The organism is Mycobacterium sp. (genome assembly GCF_035274705.1).
Classification (GTDB): domain Bacteria; phylum Actinomycetota; class Actinomycetes; order Mycobacteriales; family Mycobacteriaceae; genus Mycobacterium.
This window is the reverse complement of record NZ_DATENY010000144.1, coordinates 1-17857: the sequence shown is the minus strand read 5'-3', so window position 1 is coordinate 17857 and position 17857 is coordinate 1. Positions and strand designations below refer to the sequence as shown.

The following is a 17857-nucleotide window of genomic DNA, read 5'->3' as shown; positions in this document are numbered from 1 at the left end:
CGCTGCGCCGCCGCCGGGCGGCGCATCCGGCGATGCTGGCGGCCGGCCGTGCATCCGCTGCGGTTCCTGCGCTGCTGCTGCGGTGGGGCGTCAAGCAATTCGACCCGACGCTGAGGTCGCCGACGGTCACCGGCAACACGGTGGTGTCCAGCGTCAATCGCGGGCCGGCCGATCTGCATTTCGGTGATGCGCCCGTGGCGCTGACGGCCGGCTATCCGGGCCTGTCGCCGATGATGGGGTTGACGCACGGTGTGCACGGCATCGGCGACACGATCGCCATCAGCGTGCACGCGGCAGAGTCGGCAATCGGCGATGTCGACGCGTACGTGAAACGGCTTGAGGCCGCGCTGAGTTAGCGGCGCAGCAGCCCGAAGGCCCAGTTCGTTCCGAACCCCCGCCGCAGCGCGAGGTGGATCCAGATCAACGCATACGGCTCCAGCAGCCGGGCCAGCGTCAGGTCGCCCGCATTCACGGCGAGCAGACGCAAAAGCCCCCGACACGCCGAGAAAATGGAGCACTTTGCGTCTGCTGGGCCTTAATCCGTGGCACGCATCCCGTCGCGGCGGATGAGCACACCAGCGGAGGTCGCCGCCACGGTGCTGTTCCTGGCCAGCGACGACGCCGCCAATGTTCACGGCGCCGTGTTGAGTGTGGACGGGGGTTGGGCGGCCGTTTAACACATGGCTTAGATTTTGTTGCATGACTGCGTACCACACGGCCATCGACACCGGACTGCTGATTCTTCGGGTGGTGCTGGGTCTGACCATGGCCGCACACGGTTACAACAAGTTCTTCGGCAAGGGCGGCCTGGCCGGCACTGCGGGCTGGTTCGACAGCATCGGCATGAAACCGGGCATGTTCCACGCCCGGATAGCCGCCACCACGGAGATGTCGGCCGGCGTCGGTTTGGCGGTCGGACTGTTGACGCCGATTCCGGCGGCCGGCTTCGTCGCGCTGATGCTGGTTGCCGCCTGGACCGTGCACCGGCCCAACGGCTTCTTCATCGTCAAGGAGGGCTGGGAGTACAACCTGATTCTGGCCGTGACGGCGGTGGCGGTGGCCACAATCGGCCCCGGCAAGTTCAGCCTCGACTACGCGCTGTTCCACACGACGGCCCTCTACGACTTCCTGCACGGCTGGTGGGGTCTGCTGATCTCTGCCGGGCTGGGGCTCGCCGGTGGCATCGGGCAGCTGGCGATCTTCTGGCGGCCACCGGCCAAGGCCGACGCCTAATTCGCCATGCGGAGCAACACGTCGGCCAGAACTGACGGCCGTGAGTAGAACGGCGAGTGGTCGCCGGGAAGCTCGATGAGTTCGGCGCCGATCCGCTCACGGGCGGTTCGTCTCGACCAATCCGGACGCAGGATCTGATCGTCGCCACAAACCACGTATGTCGTTTCCACCGCTGGGAATTCGGTCAGTGAACACGGCAGGATCGCCGGGTAGGCCGATTGGGGTCGAAGACGGTCGAGGGCAGCCTTGGCGGTTGGCTCGTCACAGTTGCCGTAGAACATCGCGGACGCGATGTCGACGTCGGCCCACACCTGCCGCAGCTGCTCATCGGGCACGCTCAACCCGTGTTCGTATGCCGGGTTCAGCATCTCCAGTTCGTCGCTCAGCTGATCGAACAGACTGCGGCCGATGTCGGGGATCATGGCGCACAGATAAACGAGACGTCGTATCGGTCGCCGCGCGGCCACCAGCGGCACGGTGTGTCCGCCGTAGGAGTGCCCGACCAGCACGACATCGTCGTCATGTCCAGCCAGCGCCGCGCATACCACGTCGGCGTAGGTGTCGAAGGTCGCCGTGCCGTCCTCGCTCGGTAGGTCCATCGCCACCACGTCATGGCCGGCTTGCTGCAGGAACGGTGTCAACCGCTCCCAACACCACGCGCCGTGCCACGCGCCATGCACCAGGGCAAATGTGGTCATCGGGTAAGGCTAAACCGATTCCACACCGCTAGAACACGTTCTAGTCTTGGTGGCCATGGGATTCCTGAAGCAGGACGCGCCCGTCGTCGACTACGACGAGTGGAGCAAGGGCACGCGCGCCGAGAAAATCGTCCCGATGGCCCGGCACTGGGCCGAGGTGGGCTTCGGAACTCCCGGTGTGCTGCACCTGTTCTACGTCGTCAAGATCCTGCTCTACATACTCGGCGGCTGGCTGTTCGCGCTGGCGACCAAGGGCATCGACGGGTTCACCAATGTGGCGTCCTGGTACGCCGAGCCGATCGTCTTCGAAAAGGTCGTGCTCTACACGATGCTGTTCGAGGTCATCGGACTGGGCTGCGGCTTCGGCCCGCTGAACAACCGGTTCTTCCCGCCGATGGGGTCAATTCTGTATTGGTTGCGGCCCAACACGATTCGGTTGCCCCCGTGGCCAACGCGGGTGCCGCTGACAAAGGGCGCCACCCGCACGCCCGTGGACGCGGCGCTGTATGGGGCGCTGCTTGTCATGCTTGTGGTCGCGTTGTTCTCCGACGGAACGGGTCCGATCCCGGCGCTGGGCTCCACCGTGGGCGTACTACCGATGTGGCAGATTTGGACGATCCTCGGTCTGCTCGCGGTGCTCGGCCTGCGCGACAAGGTGATCTTCCTGGCCGCCCGCGGCGAAGTGTATGCCTCGTTCACGGTGGCCTTCTTGTTCGCCGGGGTGGACATGATCATCGCCGCCAAGTTGGTCTGCCTGGTGATCTGGCTAGGCGCGGCGACGTCAAAGCTCAACAAGCACTTCCCGTTTGTCATCTCGACGATGATGAGCAACAACCCGGTGTTCCGCCCGCGGTGGATCAAGCGCAAGTTCTTCGAACGCTTTCCCGACGACCTGCGGCCCGGTCGGCTGTCGCGGTGGCTCGCGCACTTCAGCACCGCGATCGAGGGGCTCGTCCCACTGGTGTTGTTCTTCTCCCACGGCGGTTGGCCGACGGCGATCGCCGCGTTCGTCATGCTGTGCTTCCACTTCGGCATCCTGTCGTCGATACCGATGGGGGTGCCGCTGGAATGGAACGTGTTCATGATGTTTTCCGTGCTGGCGCTGTTCGTCGGCCACGCGGGAGTTGGACTCGGCGAGCTGCAGACTCCGTGGCCGATCGTGTTGTTCTGCGTCGTCGCGGGCACCGTCGTCATCGGAAACCTGTTCCCTCGCAAGGTGTCCTTCCTGCCCGGGATGCGGTATTACGCCGGCAACTGGGATACCACGCTGTGGTGCGTCAAGCCGTCGGCCGCAGCGAAGATCGAGAATGGTGTGGTGTCGATCGCGAGCATGCCGCAGGCTCAGATGGAGCGGTACTACGGCAGCCCGGAAACCGCGCAGATGTACCTCTACATGGGATATGCTTTCCGCGCGTTCAACACTCACGGCCGCGCGATGTTCACCCTCGCGCACCGTGCGATGGCGGGGCAGAACGAGGACGAGTACGTCCTGACCGACGGTGAGCGGATATGTTCGACGGCCATTGGCTGGAACTTCGGCGACGGCCACATGCACAACGAGCAGCTGATCGAGGCCTTACAGCAGCGGTGCCACTTCGAGCCGGGCGAAGTGCGTGTGCTCCTGCTCGACGCGCAGCCGATTCACCGCCAGACCCAGCAATACCGGCTCGTCGATGCGGCGACAGGCGAATTCGAAAGCGGCTACGTGAAAGTGGCCGACATGGTGACGCGCCAGCCATGGGATGACACCGTGCCCGTGCATGTGTATGGACGTGACCGCGCCGACGCCACCTGATCGGGTGTCTGTCTGGTACGACGCGACCGGACAGCTGATGAGCGACCTTGGCCCCGTCGACAGCAACTGCGTCGTACGGGTGATCAGCGGGCATTGCCCCGACCGGCATCAGTGTGTGCTGCTGTACCGGGCGCCGGGTCCGCGGCTGCTCTATGGCAGCGAGCTGATGTCAGAACGTGACGACGAAAGGGGGATCTATCTGGAGACCCATGCCAAACAGCTTGCAGAGGACCTTATTTCGATCACCGTCGATCATGTCGGGGCTGACGGAGACGCAGGCGGCTGGCGCTACCGGCTGCTGCCCATGCGCTGGAAGACGGAGGACGGATTGGCCGATACCACTGCGCGCCTGGCGGTTTGGCCGGATTAGCCGACACTGCGCACAGATCGCGATCTGGACCGAAAACGTGATCTCCCCGTAGTTTCGGCGAGGCTGCTAGCCCACCACGTCGCGGACCTTGACGTTCTCGAGGCCTTCGGTCATCAGGCCGCGCGCAACGTCGAGGTGCTTGCGCCAATGCGCCTCGGCCGCCGCGCCGTCGCGTGCGCGCAGCAACTTCATCAGTTTCCGGTAGGACCGCATCAGCTTGTCGTAGTCGGCCTTTGACACGGGCCGGTTTTCCTTGAACACGAATGCGGTGTGGCGCACCGTGATCTCGTGCAGCATGCCGGCCATCATGGTGAGCGTCGCATTGCCTGAGAGCTCCACCATCCGGCGGTGGAAGTCGCCTGTCGTTTGTGCCAGCCGATCCGTCTCCCAGCCATTCGGGACGTGTTCGGCCAGCATCTGGTCTAGCTCGTCGAATGCCTCCGCGGTTCCCGATTCGGCGAGCAATCGAGCGGCCATTGGTTCGATACCAGCCTGCGCCACCATGACATCGGCGATGGTGGCGCCCGACAGCTCGAGGAGCAGACCGGCGGGACGCGCCACGATCTCTGGCCCCGGCACGCGCACACGGGCACCGGTGCGCGATCCGCGCCGCACCTCGACCAGCCGCTCGGACTCCAGCACCCGCACGGCCTCGCGCAGGGTCGGACGGCTGACGCCGAAGTGGGCCATCAGCTCGGCCTCGTTGGGTAGGAAGTCACCCTCCTTGAGCTGCCCGTCGACCACCATGCGGCGCAGCGTGCCCGCGACGAGCTCGGCCGTCTTCGGTGATCGGACGGCCGCACTCGCCGGGACGGCGTGAGAGCCGATCATCGGCGCCAGCGGTGTGCTTCGCGTCACAACATCTCCCCAAGCAATGGTTTTCGAGCTATGCAACTCAGTAAACCATGTCGCGCGGCCACGGGGCTCGTGTGAAGGCGGGCCGTCAGCCTACCAACTAGTAGGTTGACCTAGTAAACCTTGTTCGTTTACGTTCGGGTGTACACGACAGACCTACGAAGGAGAGTTCCATGGCTGAAGCAGTGATCGTCGAGGCCGTGCGGTCGCCCGTCGGCAAGCGCAACGGCGGACTTTCGGGCGTGCATCCAGGGGAGCTCTCCGCACAGGTCCTCAACGGCCTGGTCGAGCGCGCCGGAGTCGACCCCACAATCGTGGACGACGTCATCTGGGGCTGCGTCATGCAGGCCGGCGAGCAAGCGCTCGACATCGCCCGCACCGCGGTGCTGGCGGCGGGCTGGCCGGAGAGCGTCCCGGGCGTGACCGTCGACCGGCAGTGCGGGTCGAGCCAGCAGTCCGTGCACTTCGCGGCGGCCGGGGTCGTGGCGGGCCACTACGACGTGGTGGTAGCCGGCGGTGTCGAGGCGATGTCGCGGGTGCCCATGGGTTCCTCGCTGGCCAACGGCGGCCATCCCTACCCGGAGGCGTTCCGCAACCGCTACAGCCAGACGCCGAACCAGGGCATCGGCGCCGAGATGATCTGCGAGCAGTGGGGCTTCGATCGCACCGCGGTCGACGAGTTTTCGCTCGCCTCGCATGACAAGGCCGCGGCCGCACAGGATTCCGGCGCGTTCGACGACCAGATCGTGGCCATCAAGGATCAGGACGGCAACCCGGTACTCAAGGACGAGGGCATCCGCCGCGGCACCACCATCGAGAAGATGGCTCAGCTCAAGCCGGCGTTCAAAGAAGGCGGTGTCATCCACGCCGGCAACTCCTCGCAGATCTCCGACGGCTCGGCGGCGCTGCTGTTCATGTCGGCCGAGAAGGCGAAGTCCTTGGGGCTCAAGCCGATCGCGCGGGTACACACCGCGACGCTGGCAGGCGCCGATCCCGTGATCATGCTGACCGCACCGATCCCGGCGACGCAGAAGGCCTTGAAGCGCTCGGGTCTGTCGGTTGACGACATCGGTGTGTTCGAGGTGAACGAGGCGTTCGCGCCGGTGCCGATGGCGTGGCTGAAGGACATCGGCGCCGATGAGAAGCGGCTCAACCCCAACGGCGGTGCGATCGCGCTGGGTCACCCGCTCGGCGGATCGGGCGCCCGCATCATGACCACGATGCTGTACCACATGCGGGACAAGGGAATTCAGTACGGCCTGCAGACGATGTGTGAGGGTGGCGGCCAGGCCAACGCCACCATCCTGGAGCTCTTGTGAATGAAGCGGTGACGCAAGCTCAGCTCGACTCTGCGGCGCTTGTTACGCGCCGCGGCAACGTCATGATCATCACGATCAACCGGCCAGAGGCGCGCAACGCCGTCAACGCCGCAGTGAGTATCGCCGTGGGCGACGCGATGGCCCAGGCGCAACAGGATCCGGACATTCGCGTCGTGGTGATCACCGGTTCCGGTGATAAATCGTTCTGTGCGGGAGCCGATCTCAAGGCATTGGCCAAGGGCGAGAACCTGATGCATCCGGAGCATCCCAAATGGGGCTTCGCCGGATACGTACGGCATTTCATTGACAAGCCGACCATCGCCGCGGTCAACGGCACGGCGTTGGGTGGAGGCACCGAACTTGCCTTGGCCAGCGACCTCGTCGTCGCCTGCGAAAGCGCGAAATTCGGTCTGCCCGAAGTGAAGCGGGGTCTGATCGCCGCTGCGGGCGGAGTGTTCCGGCTCGTCGAACAGCTTCCCCGCAAGGTCGCGTTGGAGCTGATGTTCACCGGTGAGCCGATGTCGTCGACCGACGCGCTGAAATGGGGCCTGATCAATCAGGTCGTGCCCGACGGCACCGAACTCGACGCCGCGCTGGCGCTGGCCGAACGGATCACCGTCAATGCGCCGTTGGCCGTGCAGGCCAGCAAGCGCGTGGCCGTCGGCGTCGACGACAGGGTGATCACCGACGACGAGGCAGGCTGGTCGCGCACCATGCGCGAGGTCGTCGAACTGATGAAGTCCGACGACGCGAAGGAAGGACCGCGGGCCTTCGCCGAAAAGCGCGAGCCCATATGGAAAGCGAAGTAAAGACGATGAAACGAACCGTATTCGAAGCTGAGCACGAGGCCCTGCGCGAAACCACCCGCCAGTTCATCGCAAGCGAACTGGTGCCCAACGCCGAGAAGTGGGAGGCCGACCGCATCGTCGACCGGTCGGCGTTCGTCGCCGCCGGTAAGTACGGACTGGTCGGGTTCAACATGCCCGAGGAGTACGGCGGCGGTGGTTCCGACGACTTCCGGTTCAACGCGGTGATCGACGAGGAATTCGCCCGCTACGGCGGGCCTGCGCCGTCGCTGGGCCTGCAAAACGATGTCGTCGCACCGTATTTCAAACATCTCTCCAACGAGGAGCAGCTGAAGCGGTGGATGCCCGGAATCGCCAGCGGCGAAACGATCGTCGCGATCGCGATGACCGAACCGGGTGCGGGCAGTGATCTGGCGGGCATCCGCACCTCGGCGGTTCGGGACGGTGACGACTGGATCGTCAACGGCTCCAAGACATTCATTTCGTCGGGCATCAACTGTGACCTCTGCGTGGTCGTCTGCCGAACCGACCCCGACGCCGGACACAAAGGCTTCACGCTCCTGGTCGTGGAGCGTGACATGGAGGGCTTCACCCGCGGCCGCAAGCTCGACAAGATGGGACTACACGCGCAGGACACCTCGGAACTTCACTTCGAGGACGTCCGCGTGCCGGCAGCGAACGTGCTAGGCCAGGAGGGCCGCGGCTTCTATCACCTGATGCAGAATCTGCCGTCCGAGCGGATGAGCATCGCGATCTCCGCCATCGCCGGCGCCCGCGAAACCTGGCGTCAGACAGTGCAATACGCCAAGGATCGCAAGGCGTTCGGGCAGCCGATCGGCAGCTTCCAGCACAACCGCTTCCTGCTCGCGGAGATGGACACCGAACTCGACGTCTCCGAGCAATACATCGACCGGTGCCTGCAGGGCGTCGTCGACGGCGACCTGTCCGCGGTCGAGGCCGCCAAGGCCAAATGGTGGTGTACCGAGACCGCGAAGAAGGTCATCGACGGCTGCGTGCAGCTGCACGGCGGGTACGGCTACATGATGGAGTACCGCGTCGCGCGCGACTACGTCGACTCGCGCATCCAAACCATCTTCGGCGGCACGACCGAGATCATGAAGGAGATCATCGGTCGCGACCTCGGCTTATAGCCGGCTCAGCCGACATGGCCTATAGCCGGCTCAGCCGGCGTGGCCTCTAGCCGGCCGGCGGGGGCGGCGCCTGGGTCGTGGTGGTCGTCGTGGTCGAGCTTGTGCCCGACGGCGTGATCGGCTCCGGCGCCTGGTTCGGGTCCAGCACCGTGTCAATCAGGTAGATCCGTGCGTTACTGGCCTGAATGGCGCCGCAGACCAGCTTGGCGGTGTCATTGACCTTGACGTCGCCGCCCTTGCCGGTGACCTTGACCTCCGCGCCCTGCTGCGTGGGCCGCTGGCCGTGCACGTCGTCATTGCCGAGCAGACCGAGGAAGACGTGGTAGTAGTCGAGCTTGGCCAGTGCCGCCGGGTCAGCCTTGATCGCGTCGAGCTGGCCCGGCTCCAGAGCCGCGAACGCCTCGTTCGTCGGGGCGAACACCACGTACGGACCGTTGTTCAGAACAGACACGATGTTCACGGCGGGATTGGCTTGACCGGAGACCAGCGCGTTGAAGGTCGAGATGTCGGGGATGCTTGCCAGCGCGGTGCCGACCGGCTGCTTGTCCAGGTCCTTGAACCCGGGCACCGCCTGCTTGAACGCATCACATCCGGAGCCCTGGGGATCGGGGATCGGCGCGACCGGCGTCGTGGTCGGATCGGCGGATGCGGTGTACGCCATGGGCAGCGATGCCACGATCGCGGCGATGCCCGCGGCAGCGCCCAATGCCTTGCTGGTACGAGTCTTCAACTCCGGCTCCTCGGCTTGTTAGGTCCCTCAACCCGCATCGCATGTTAAATGCAGTGATCAGTGCACGGCAAAGTCAGGGAGCCGCATGGATCATGCGGTAGCCATGCTGACCTGCGCTTTTCGCACATTTACGCAGAGTATCGCGGCGACGAAACACAGCCCGGCCGCCAGGTAGAACGCCAGGTCGTAATTGCCCTGCAGATCACGCAGCCGGCCCGCGCCCGCGGCGGCGATCGCCGCGCCGAGCTGGTGAGACGCGAACACCCAGCCGAATACGACGGGGGACCGGCTGCCGAAGTAGTTGCGGCACAAAGCGATCGTCGGCGGGACGGTTGCCACCCAGTCCAGGCCGTAGAAGATGATGAACACCCATGTGCTCGGTTCGGCGTGCGGCGAAAGCAGCGCCGGTAGCAACACCAGCGAAATCCCGCGCCCGGTGTAGTAGACGACGAGTAGCAGCCGAGGGTCGACGCGGTCGGTCAGCCATCCCGAGAACACTGTGCCTGCGACGTCGAGGACGCCGATGGTGGCGAGCAGCCCCGCCGCGACCGTGGTGGGCATGCCGTGGTCGTTGGCGGCGGGAATGAAATGCGTGCCGATCAACCCGTTTGTCGTCATCCCACAGATCGCAAAGCTGCCCGCCAGCAGCCAGAAGGCAGGCACTCGCGCGCCAAGCAGCAGTCCGTCGAACGCTGCGCGAAAACTTGAGGCGGGCACCACGGCCGGCTCGGCGACGCTGGCGCCGTACGCGGTTAAGCCCTTGTCCTGCGGGTAGTTTCGCATGAAGACGAGCACCAGCGGGACGACGCTGAGCGCTGCCGCCGCGACGATCAGCGACGCCCATCGCCAGCCATGACGGGTGGTCACCTCGGCGACGATCGGCAGGAAGATCAGCTGCCCGGTCGCACTGGCTGCGGTCAGCACGCCCGTGACCAGTCCGCGGCGGGCTTCGAACCAGCGGGTGGCGACAGTGGCGACGAAGCCCATCGAGATCGAGCCGGTGCCGACGCCGACCAGCAGGCCCCACAGCAGCACCAGCTGCCAGCTGGCGCTCATCGTCACGCTGAGCGCCGAACCGGCGGCGATGAGCACCAGGGCCGCCGACAGCACCGGCCGGACACCGAACCGGTCCATCAACGCCGCCGCAAACGGTGCCGTCAGGCCGAACAACGTCATGTTGACCGACATCGCCAGCCCGACGACGCCGTGCGTCCACCCGAACTCGTGGTGCAGCGGATTCATCATCACGCCGGGAACCGAGCGGAAGCCCGCCGCGCCGAGGATGGCGACGAAGCTGACGGCGGCGACCACCCAGGCCCAATGGATCCGGGCGGTGCTGTTCTCTGCGGCGGCGAGCGTCACCGGATCACTTTCGCGGAATGCGGTTGGTTCGGGCTAGTGGCATGAATGACACCATTCGTCAAAAACATGCCAAAATGGCGGCATGCATCGCGTCACCGTACTTCTGCTGCCACCGGTGGTGGGCTTCGACGCCGCGATCGCGCCCCTGCTGTTCTCCAATGGCACCGACGCCGACGGCAACGCGCTCTACGACGTCGTGACCTGCGGGCTGACGGTCGGGCCGGTCGCGGCGACCACGGGCTTCGGCCTGCTACCCGGTGCCGGACCTGAGGCGCTGGCCACAGCCGACACGGTGGTGATCCCCGGTACGCGCTACCCGCCCGCACGCATCGACGGCGTGCTGGCGCCAGAGGTGTCAGCGGCACTGGCCACGATCCGACCCGGCACGCGTCTGGTATCGATCTGCACCGGCGCGTTCGTCCTCGCCGCGGCGGGCTTGCTCGACGGGCGACGCGCCACTACCCATTGGAAGTTCGCCGACTCACTGCGCAGCCTTCACCCGGCGGTGTTGGTCGACGAGAATGTGCTGTTCGTCGACGACGGCGACATCTTGACGTCCGCGGGTCTCGCAGCCGGAATTGACTTGTGCCTGCACATCATTCGCTGCGACCACGGCGTGCAGGTGGCCAACGCGGTCGCCAGGTATTGCGTGGTGCCGCCGTGGCGCGAGGGAGGCCAGGCGCAGTTCATCGATCGGCACATTCCCGAGCCGGATGACTTTTCCACCGCGCCGACACGCGAATGGGCGCTGCAACACCTCGACGAGGAGCTGACGGTGCAGCGGCTCGCGCGGCACGCGAAGATGAGTGCACGCACGTTCAGTCGGCGATTCCACGAGGAGACGGGCCAGTCGCCAGGAGTGTGGGTGCGCAACCGCCGGGTGGACCGCGCCCGCGAACTGCTCGAGTCGCACGACCTTCCCGTCGACGAAGTCGCCCGGCTGTCCGGCCTCGGATCGGGCGGCAACCTGCGACACCATCTGCGTCGCGGCGTCGGGATGTCGCCGTCTAGTTACCGCAGGGTGTACCAGGGCGCTTAGTCGCCGTCGGAATGCAGCGCCCGAACCAGATCAGCGACGTGCTCGGCACGCGGACGGTATCCCGGGAAATAGCAACACACTTCGTTGGCCCGCCCCCCGAACCGCCTGGCGATCTCGGCCGCACAGTGTTCGGGATCGCCCACCACGCCAATGGTTTCCACCATCTCGTCGGTGATCAGCCGGCGCATCTCGTCGAACGCGCCCTTCTTCGACAACGCATTGAGTGTCGGCTGGATGTGCTCCCACCCGTGCGCCTGCAGCACGGGAAGATACGCAGGTGTCGAGCCGTAGAACGCGATCAGCGACCCCACACCTTCGACGGCCGTGGCGATCTCGGCATCGCTGCGGCCTACCGCCACCATCGCCTGCGCGATCACCGCGAACTGAGCGGAGTCACGGCCTGACCGGCCGAACCCCTCGTCCAGGGCGGGTACGGTCCGGTCCGCGAAATGGCGAGCGCTGTTGAACGGCATCACCAGCAGTCCGTCCGCGACTTCGGCAGCCTTGCGCGTCATGATCGGACCGAGTGCGCCCATCAGCACCGCCGGCGGTCCATAGGGGTTAGGCCCGGGATTGAAGTTGGGCGACATCAGCGTGTGCGTGTAGAACTCACCGCGAAAGTCCAAGCGGGAGCGGCCTTCCCAGGCGTCAAAGATCGCTTTGACCGCGCGCACAGATTCCGCCAGCCGGTGCGCGGGCTTGCCCCACTCGCTGCCGTACCGCTTCTCGATGTGCGCCCTGATCTGCGACCCGAGCCCGAGCCGGAACTTACCAGCGGACAGCGCCTGCAGGTCGTACGCCGCGTGGGCCAAGTGCAGGGGACTGCGTGGCGACGCGATCGCAACATTCGTCATCAGCATCAGATCGGTTTCCTGCGACGCGATCACCAGCGGGAAGAACACGTCGTGCTGGCCCTCGAAGGTGAAGATCCCGTCTGCGCCCGCGGCGACGATGCGGCCGATATTCTCCGACAGCCTGGCCGGCGCCCCGTCGACCTGTAGGTGCACCTTCACGACGTCAGCATCGCACGGCTCAACCGGGCGATGTAAATACCTGGTAGCGGGGGTTCGTTGAGGAGTGGCAGCGGGAACGACACGCCCCTCCTCGACGGTGACAGTTGACGAGGTGCCGGCCGTAACTCCCGAACACTTGCCACGGACTCAGGACCCGCGAAGTGCTCCATTGCGCGTGCTCTACGACGCACACTCGGTCGCATTGTGGCGCTACGCCCTTCGATTGACTCACGACGCGCATCAAGCACACGACGTAGTGCAGGAAACGCTGATACGCGCGTGGCGCCACCCCGAGATCACCGAAGAAAGCAATCGATCGCCAAGGGCCTGGCTCTTCACCGTCGCGCGCAATATCGTCATCGATGACCGCCGCACTGTCCGGTTCCGTAACGAAGTAGCCATGCCCGAGGGCGCCGATTTTCGCGAGCCCGTCGATCCGCAGGACGCAAACGCCACGATCGACCGGCTGATGGTCAGGCACGCGCTGGCTCAGTTGTCCGCCGATCACCGCGCCGTGCTCTGGCGGTCGTATTACCTGGGCTGGACGCTCGAGCTCATCGCCGAGGATCTCCAGATCGCCGAAGGCACCGTGAAGTCGAGGCTGCATTATGCGTTGCGGGCGCTGCGGCGGATCTTGGAGGACGGCGAATGAACGGGAGGTAGTGGACGGCGTCTCGATTCCAATGTGACCGGTCCGGGTACAGCCCTACGGTGAGTACCGTGCGAATCCTGGTCACCGGCGCCACCGGCTACGTCGGTTCGCGTCTCGTCAGCGCGCTGCTCGACGATGGCCACGAGGTCGTCGCCGCGACCCGAAACACCGACCGGCTGGCCGATTTCGGCTGGCACGAGCGGGCCAGCGGAGTCGCGTTGGATGCGCACGACGAAACCTCGGCCGCCAAGGCGTTCGAAGACGCGGGCCCGATCGACGTCGTGTACTACCTCGTGCACGGCATCGGCCAGCCGGACTTTCGCGACGCCGACAACCGTGCGGCGGCCAACGTGGCGAACGCGGCCAAGGATGCCGGGGTGCGGCGGATCGTGTATCTCGGTGGATTCGTCCCCGATGACGACGAACTGTCCGAACACCTGACCAGCCGCGCTGAGGTTGCCCACGCGTTGAGCATCGACGGCGGCGCGGACGTGGTGTGGCTCGGTGCGGCGATGATCATCGGCTCGGGTTCGACGTCGTTCGAGATGCTGCGCTATGTCGGGGACCGATTCGTGTTGATTCCTCTGCCGGCGTGGTCGGCCAACCCAATAGACCCGATTTCCATCCGAGACGTCCTCTACTACCTCGTCGCAGCGGCGGACGCCGACCGCGTCCCGGCCGGCGCGTACGACATCATCGGCCCGGAGACCACCTCGTACAGCGACCTGCTGCGGGCGTATGCGCGGATAACGGGGAAGTGGCGCGCGGAGCTACCCGTTCACCGGGTCGATACCAGCGTGGTGTCATGGATGACGGCCGCGGTCCTGCCGGTCCCGGGCGGTCTGGCCGCCGATCTCGTGGAGTCGTTGGATCACCCGATGATGGCGTCAGACGCACGGCTGCGGGATATCGTGCCCGATCCGCCCGGTGGGCTGCTGTGCATCGACGACGCGATTTCCCGTGCGCTGTCGAGTGATCTGCGCCAGCCCGTCGACGAGCTCGCCGATCCACATCATTTGGCCGACACCGACCCGCCGTGGGCGGGCGGCGACACGCAGCGCATCCAGCAACTGGCGCGGCCGCTCACACCGGCCTTCGTGCGGCCCTCAGTGCTCGGCCTGCTAGGCGCCGTTCCTGGGCCCGTCGCCGCGGCGCTGCGCACCGGACTCGACACGGTGATCGGCCTGGCATGACGCCCCTCAGCCTGGTCCACGAGTTCTCCGACATCCTCACCACCGTCGCCGTCCCGCACCACGAGCCGCCACACGTGATACGCCGACGGCGGATCGTTGTGGTGATCGTGTTGGTGATCGGCGCTGCGCTGCTTGGCTATTCGTTGACCCGGCCGCCCGGCGACTCGTCGTTCTATTGGCTGATGCTTGCGCTGGCAGCGGTTTGGGCGGTCGGCGCGCTCGTGTCGGGCCCGCTGCATCTGGGTTGCGTGCGGTTCCGCGGCCGCAACCAGCGTCCGGTGATCACCGGGACGGTTGTGGGTTTGGCGCTCGGTGGTGTGTTCCTCGTCGGCGGCTTGATCGCGCGTGAGATACCGGGCGTGCGCGAATTCGTGGTCAGGGTATTGGATTTCGCGAATCACGGACCGTTGGTGCTGGTGGTGTTCATCACCGTGATCAACGGGCTCGCCGAGGAATTGTTCTTCCGCGGCGCGCTCTATACGGCGTTGGGCAAGGCGTATCCGGCTGTCGTCTCGACGATCGTCTACGTCGCCGCGACCTCCACCACCGGCAATCCGATGCTGGGTCTCGCCGCAGTGATCGTCGGTGCGGTGTGCGCATTTGAACGCCGAGCCACCGGCGGCGTGCTCGCACCGATGATCACCCACTTCTTCTGGGGTCTTGTCATGGTGCTCGCCTTGCCGCCGGTGTTCGGCATCTAGCGCAACGGGTGTGCCAGCTCGTCTTGGCGCATCCGGGCTGCCGTCATCGCCGCGGCCGCGAACAGGACCGGTGCGATACCTGCCACGAGGAAAATCGTCTGTATCGAAACGACTTTCGACAGTGGGCCGACGATCGCGAACGACACCGGCATGAACGCGAGCGAGACGAAGAAGTCCAGGCTTGACACTCGGCCGAGCATCTCCGTCGGGACACGCCGCTGCAGCAGCGTTCCCCAGATGACCATTCCGGCGCCGTCGGTGACGCCGATGACGAACGTCGCAGCGGCCATCAGCGGGAACGACGACGTGATGCCGACGACGACAAGCGGTATCGAGCCGACGCTCCACATGGTCATCATCACCGTGAGATAGCGCCGCGGCAGTCGTCCTGACGACACTGCGAGTGCGCCCAGGGCGCTGCCCACACCGAAGAATGCCAGGATGAAGCCGTAGGTGCGGGCGCCGTCTTCGAAGCGTTGCTTGGCGATGAATGGCAGCAGCACCTCGATCGGTCCCAGCACGAGCAGCACGAACATGCTGGCGAACAACAGGGTCCACAGCAGCCATGGCGTGCGCATCATGAAGAGGAAACCGTCGCGCAGGTCGCGAAGCACATGCTGTCGAACCGGTTGGTCTACAGGGCTTTTCACCGCCGGTTTGGTGGCGACGAGGAGCAGCAGGCCGACGGCGAACAGCGTTGCCACCACGGCCGCGCCGAGGGAAGGGAACGTCGCACCCACCACAATGCCCGCGACGGCCGGACCGACGGCGCGCTGAAACACCGGACGCACGACGCCCTCGACGCCGTTGGCGGCCAGCAGCTGGGCGGCCGGCAGGATGCGCGGCAGGAGCGCGCTATAGGCGGGGAAGAAGAATGCCGCGGCGATGCCGAGGGTGGCTGCGGCCACCGCCATGTGCCAGATCTGCAGGGCGCCAACGAGTCCGAGCACGGCGATGACCGACACCGCGATCACGTTGACGGTTTCGACGGCGATGATGATGGCGCGCTGGTCGATCCGGTCGGCGGCGAGCCCGCCGATCAACACGAAGGCGACCAGGCCGGCGCCGAGGCATGTGGCGACTAGCGACAGCGACGCGGGATCGTTGTCGAGTTCGATGACCTGAAGCGCCATCACGACAGCCCACATGCCCTCGGCGAAGATCGACGACGAGACGGCCGCGATCAGCAGGCGGTACTCGCGGACTTTGAAGGGTGCGAGCACGCGCCAACCGCCGGCGTCGACCACCGGCTGTTCAATGTCGAATTGCGTACTCACCATTCGATGGTCGCGGACCAGCCGGTCCTGAGTCCACCGATTTTCTTGGCGCGAGCAGGCGCAAACCTGCCTAAAATCGCCCCAAATAAGGCAGTTTTGCGTCTGCTCGGCGGGAGAACGTCAGGAGTCGGTGAAGTTCGGTGAGCGGCGCTGCTGGAAGGCACGAGTCCCCTCGCGGAAATCGTTGGATTCCAGCAGTACCAGCTGGCCCTGCTTCTCCCGTTCGAGTGCCGCCTCCAACTCCGTCAGCGTCGCCGCGTTGATCGCGTCCTTGGTCTTGCGCAGCGCTACGGCCGGACCCGACACCAGCGCGTCCACCACCTTCGAAACCTCGTCGTCGAACTCCTCGGCCGGATACACCGCGGTCACCAGCCCCCACTCGAATGCCTCCGCCGCCCCGATCCGCTCGGCCATCAATGCCATCCGCATCGCGCGGATGCGCCCGACCGCCGCGGCGATCAACGCCGACGCTCCACCGTCGGGCATCAGCCCGATCTTGGTGAACGCCAGCATGAAAAATGCCCTCTCCGAGGCGAGTACGACGTCACACGCCAACGCCAACGACGCCCCGACTCCCGCCGCAGGCCCCTGCACCACGGCAACCGCCGGCTGCGGTAGTCGAACAATCGATCGCACCGCTCGGTTCGCGGCATCCAGCACGTCGGCCGGTGTGCCACTCGCCCCGGGGTTGGCGTGATCCTCCTCGCTGATGCCGGCGCCCGAACTGAACCCCCGTCCGGCCCCACCGAGGCGCACCACGCGCACCCGCGGATCGCCTGCGGCCTGCTCCAGTGCATCGGCGATGCCCTTCAGCATCGCTGCCGTCAACGAATTCAAGCTTTGCGGCCGGTTCAGCGTCACCGACAGCACGCCGTCGGCAAGCTCGACGGAAAGGTCGTCAATGCTGGTGTACGCGGCGGCGCCGGAGTCCAGGGTGGTCATAGAAGGCACCCTAGATCTGGCGACTTGGTTATACAAGTAAGCTATGTCGGCGGTCGACTACGGAGGGCGATACACCATGGCTGGACCACTGCGCGGGCTGCGGGTACTCGAACTGGCGAGCATCGGTCCCGGCCCGCACGCCGCGATGATCCTCGGCGACCTCGGCGCCGACGTCGTTCGCGTCGAGCGGCCGGGCAAGGGCCCGGGCATCCCCACCAAAGGCATCGACTACCTGTTGCGCAACCGGCGCTCGGTGGCCGCCAACCTCAAGACCGATGAAGGCCGCGACTTGGTGCTGCGGTTGGTTGCCAAGGCCGACGTGCTCATCGAGGGCCTCCGTCCCGGCGTCACCGAGCGGCTGGGGCTTGGCCCCGACGATTGCGCAAAGGTCAACGGACGTCTGATCTACGCGCGGATGACCGGCTGGGGCCAGACCGGCCCGCGCAGCCAGCAGGCGGGTCACGACATCAACTACATCTCTCTCAACGGTGTGCTCCACGCCATCGGCCGCGCCGGTGAACGACCCGTTCCGCCGTTGAACCTGGCCGGCGACTTCGGCGGCGGCTCAATGTTTCTCCTCGTCGGAATCCTGTCGGCATTGTGGGAGCGCGAGCGCTCCGGCAAGGGTCAGGTCATCGATGCCGCAATGATCGACGGCTCGAGCGTGCTCTCCCAGATGATCTGGGCGTTCCGGGGCATGGGCATGTGGAGCGACGAGCGT

At 65.8% G+C, this 17857-nt stretch carries 19 protein-coding genes and 1 pseudogene; 13 read left to right on the top strand and 7 right to left on the bottom strand.

All coding sequences use genetic code 11. From position 1 onward, the window contains the following. From VJV41_RS28760 to VJV41_RS28750, 3 genes and pseudogenes are all read left to right on the top strand, one after another. The coding region (locus VJV41_RS28760; protein WP_325339627.1) for a WS/DGAT domain-containing protein at nucleotides 1-356 on the top strand (356 nt) is incomplete at its 5' end. A gap of 186 nt (nucleotides 357-542) precedes the next feature. After that, nucleotides 543-677 (top strand): annotated as a pseudogene (locus tag VJV41_RS28755) (SDR family oxidoreductase); the annotation flags it as partial. A gap of 22 nt (nucleotides 678-699) precedes the next feature. Then, nucleotides 700-1233, top strand: a complete 534-nt coding sequence (locus tag VJV41_RS28750; protein WP_325339625.1) for a DoxX family protein — start codon at nucleotides 700-702, stop codon at nucleotides 1231-1233. Here the strand turns inward: VJV41_RS28750 and VJV41_RS28745 are convergent. After that, nucleotides 1230-1931: an alpha/beta fold hydrolase gene (locus tag VJV41_RS28745; protein ID WP_325339623.1), complete on the bottom strand. Its 702-nt coding sequence runs from the start codon at nucleotides 1929-1931 to the stop codon at nucleotides 1230-1232. The genes VJV41_RS28750 and VJV41_RS28745 overlap by 4 nt on opposite strands. 55 nt (nucleotides 1932-1986) lie before the next feature. Here VJV41_RS28745 and VJV41_RS28740 point away from each other — a divergent pair, with 55 nt between their 5' ends. Then, a complete protein-coding gene (locus VJV41_RS28740) occupies nucleotides 1987-3726 on the top strand; it encodes a DUF3556 domain-containing protein (protein ID WP_325339621.1) in 1740 nt (579 codons plus the stop codon). Beyond that, complete coding sequence (locus tag VJV41_RS28735) at nucleotides 3704-4096, top strand: hypothetical protein (RefSeq protein ID WP_325339619.1); 393 nt, start codon at nucleotides 3704-3706, stop codon at nucleotides 4094-4096. Before VJV41_RS28740 ends, VJV41_RS28735 begins: the two co-directional genes overlap by 23 nt. A 66-nt stretch (nucleotides 4097-4162) precedes the next feature. Here VJV41_RS28735 and VJV41_RS28730 read toward each other — a convergent pair whose 3' ends face one another. Next, nucleotides 4163-4954, bottom strand: a complete 792-nt coding sequence (locus tag VJV41_RS28730; protein ID WP_325339617.1) for a FadR/GntR family transcriptional regulator — start codon at nucleotides 4952-4954, stop codon at nucleotides 4163-4165. A gap of 170 nt (nucleotides 4955-5124) precedes the next feature. Here VJV41_RS28730 and VJV41_RS28725 point away from each other — a divergent pair, with 170 nt between their 5' ends. The 3 genes from VJV41_RS28725 to VJV41_RS28715 are packed head-to-tail and all read left to right on the top strand — an operon-like array spanning nucleotide 5125 to nucleotide 8227. After that, complete coding sequence (locus tag VJV41_RS28725) at nucleotides 5125-6270, top strand: acetyl-CoA C-acyltransferase (protein ID WP_325339615.1); 1146 nt, start codon at nucleotides 5125-5127, stop codon at nucleotides 6268-6270. Next, entirely contained in the window at nucleotides 6267-7079 is an 813-nt protein-coding gene (locus VJV41_RS28720) for a crotonase/enoyl-CoA hydratase family protein (protein ID WP_325339613.1), read from the top strand. The genes VJV41_RS28725 and VJV41_RS28720 overlap by 4 nt, the downstream gene beginning before the upstream one ends. Nucleotides 7080-7084: 5 nt before the next feature. Next, nucleotides 7085-8227, top strand: coding sequence for an acyl-CoA dehydrogenase family protein (locus VJV41_RS28715; RefSeq protein ID WP_325339611.1), 1143 nt, complete (start codon nucleotides 7085-7087; stop codon nucleotides 8225-8227). Nucleotides 8228-8273: 46 nt separating this feature from the next. Here VJV41_RS28715 and VJV41_RS28710 read toward each other — a convergent pair whose 3' ends face one another. Then, nucleotides 8274-8957, bottom strand: a complete 684-nt coding sequence (locus VJV41_RS28710) for a fasciclin domain-containing protein (RefSeq protein WP_325339609.1) — start codon at nucleotides 8955-8957, stop codon at nucleotides 8274-8276. Nucleotides 8958-9047: 90 nt separating this feature from the next. Then, nucleotides 9048-10319, bottom strand: coding sequence for an MFS transporter (locus tag VJV41_RS28705; protein WP_325339607.1), 1272 nt, complete (start codon nucleotides 10317-10319; stop codon nucleotides 9048-9050). A gap of 82 nt (nucleotides 10320-10401) precedes the next feature. Here VJV41_RS28705 and VJV41_RS28700 point away from each other — a divergent pair, with 82 nt between their 5' ends. After that, complete coding sequence (locus VJV41_RS28700) at nucleotides 10402-11358, top strand: GlxA family transcriptional regulator (RefSeq protein WP_325339605.1); 957 nt, start codon at nucleotides 10402-10404, stop codon at nucleotides 11356-11358. Here the strand turns inward: VJV41_RS28700 and VJV41_RS28695 are convergent. After that, nucleotides 11355-12371, bottom strand: a complete 1017-nt coding sequence (locus tag VJV41_RS28695) for a TIGR03617 family F420-dependent LLM class oxidoreductase (RefSeq protein WP_325339603.1) — start codon at nucleotides 12369-12371, stop codon at nucleotides 11355-11357. The two genes, VJV41_RS28700 and VJV41_RS28695, sit on opposite strands and share 4 nt — an antisense overlap. Before the next feature lie 136 nt (nucleotides 12372-12507). Between VJV41_RS28695 and VJV41_RS28690 the strand changes: the two genes are divergently transcribed. The 3 genes from VJV41_RS28690 to VJV41_RS28680 are packed head-to-tail and all read left to right on the top strand — an operon-like array spanning nucleotide 12508 to nucleotide 14917. Next, nucleotides 12508-13023 carry a sigma-70 family RNA polymerase sigma factor gene (locus VJV41_RS28690; RefSeq protein ID WP_325339629.1) on the top strand — a complete coding sequence of 172 codons (516 nt, stop codon included), beginning with the start codon at nucleotides 12508-12510 and terminating at the stop codon, nucleotides 13021-13023. 59 nt (nucleotides 13024-13082) lie between these two features. After that, nucleotides 13083-14216 carry an NAD(P)H-binding protein gene (locus tag VJV41_RS28685; RefSeq protein WP_325339601.1) on the top strand — a complete coding sequence of 378 codons (1134 nt, stop codon included), beginning with the start codon at nucleotides 13083-13085 and terminating at the stop codon, nucleotides 14214-14216. After that, entirely contained in the window at nucleotides 14213-14917 is a 705-nt protein-coding gene (locus VJV41_RS28680) for a CPBP family intramembrane glutamic endopeptidase (RefSeq protein WP_325339599.1), read from the top strand. The genes VJV41_RS28685 and VJV41_RS28680 overlap by 4 nt, the downstream gene beginning before the upstream one ends. On the opposite strand, the gene tet(V) is transcribed toward VJV41_RS28680, so the two are convergent. Both tet(V) and VJV41_RS28670 read right to left on the bottom strand, forming a co-directional pair. Then, a complete protein-coding gene (gene tet(V) / locus VJV41_RS28675; RefSeq protein ID WP_325339597.1) occupies nucleotides 14914-16197 on the bottom strand; it encodes a tetracycline efflux MFS transporter Tet(V) in 1284 nt (427 codons plus the stop codon). The genes VJV41_RS28680 and tet(V) overlap by 4 nt on opposite strands. A gap of 117 nt (nucleotides 16198-16314) precedes the next feature. Next, nucleotides 16315-17136 (bottom strand): enoyl-CoA hydratase, encoded by an 822-nt coding sequence (locus VJV41_RS28670; RefSeq protein WP_325339595.1) that lies wholly within the window; start codon nucleotides 17134-17136, stop codon nucleotides 16315-16317. Nucleotides 17137-17212: 76 nt separating this feature from the next. Between VJV41_RS28670 and VJV41_RS28665 the strand changes: the two genes are divergently transcribed. Continuing rightward, on the top strand, nucleotides 17213-17857 hold a 645-nt coding region (locus VJV41_RS28665; protein ID WP_325339594.1), incomplete at its 3' end, for a CaiB/BaiF CoA-transferase family protein.

What these genes read in the sequence shown, in the direction of transcription:
- VJV41_RS28750 (WP_325339625.1), top strand. Translation starts at nt 700, where the DNA reads ATGACTGCGTACCACACGGCCATCGACACCGGACTGCTGATTCTTCGG.
- VJV41_RS28745 (WP_325339623.1), bottom strand. Translation starts at nt 1,931, where the DNA reads ATGACCACATTTGCCCTGGTGCATGGCGCGTGGCACGGCGCGTGGTGT.
- VJV41_RS28740 (WP_325339621.1), top strand. Translation starts at nt 1,987, where the DNA reads ATGGGATTCCTGAAGCAGGACGCGCCCGTCGTCGACTACGACGAGTGG.
- VJV41_RS28725 (WP_325339615.1), top strand. Translation starts at nt 5,125, where the DNA reads ATGGCTGAAGCAGTGATCGTCGAGGCCGTGCGGTCGCCCGTCGGCAAG.
- VJV41_RS28715 (WP_325339611.1), top strand. Translation starts at nt 7,085, where the DNA reads ATGAAACGAACCGTATTCGAAGCTGAGCACGAGGCCCTGCGCGAAACC.
- VJV41_RS28700 (WP_325339605.1), top strand. Translation starts at nt 10,402, where the DNA reads ATGCATCGCGTCACCGTACTTCTGCTGCCACCGGTGGTGGGCTTCGAC.
- VJV41_RS28680 (WP_325339599.1), top strand. Translation starts at nt 14,213, where the DNA reads ATGACGCCCCTCAGCCTGGTCCACGAGTTCTCCGACATCCTCACCACC.
- VJV41_RS28670 (WP_325339595.1), bottom strand. Translation starts at nt 17,136, where the DNA reads ATGACCACCCTGGACTCCGGCGCCGCCGCGTACACCAGCATTGACGAC.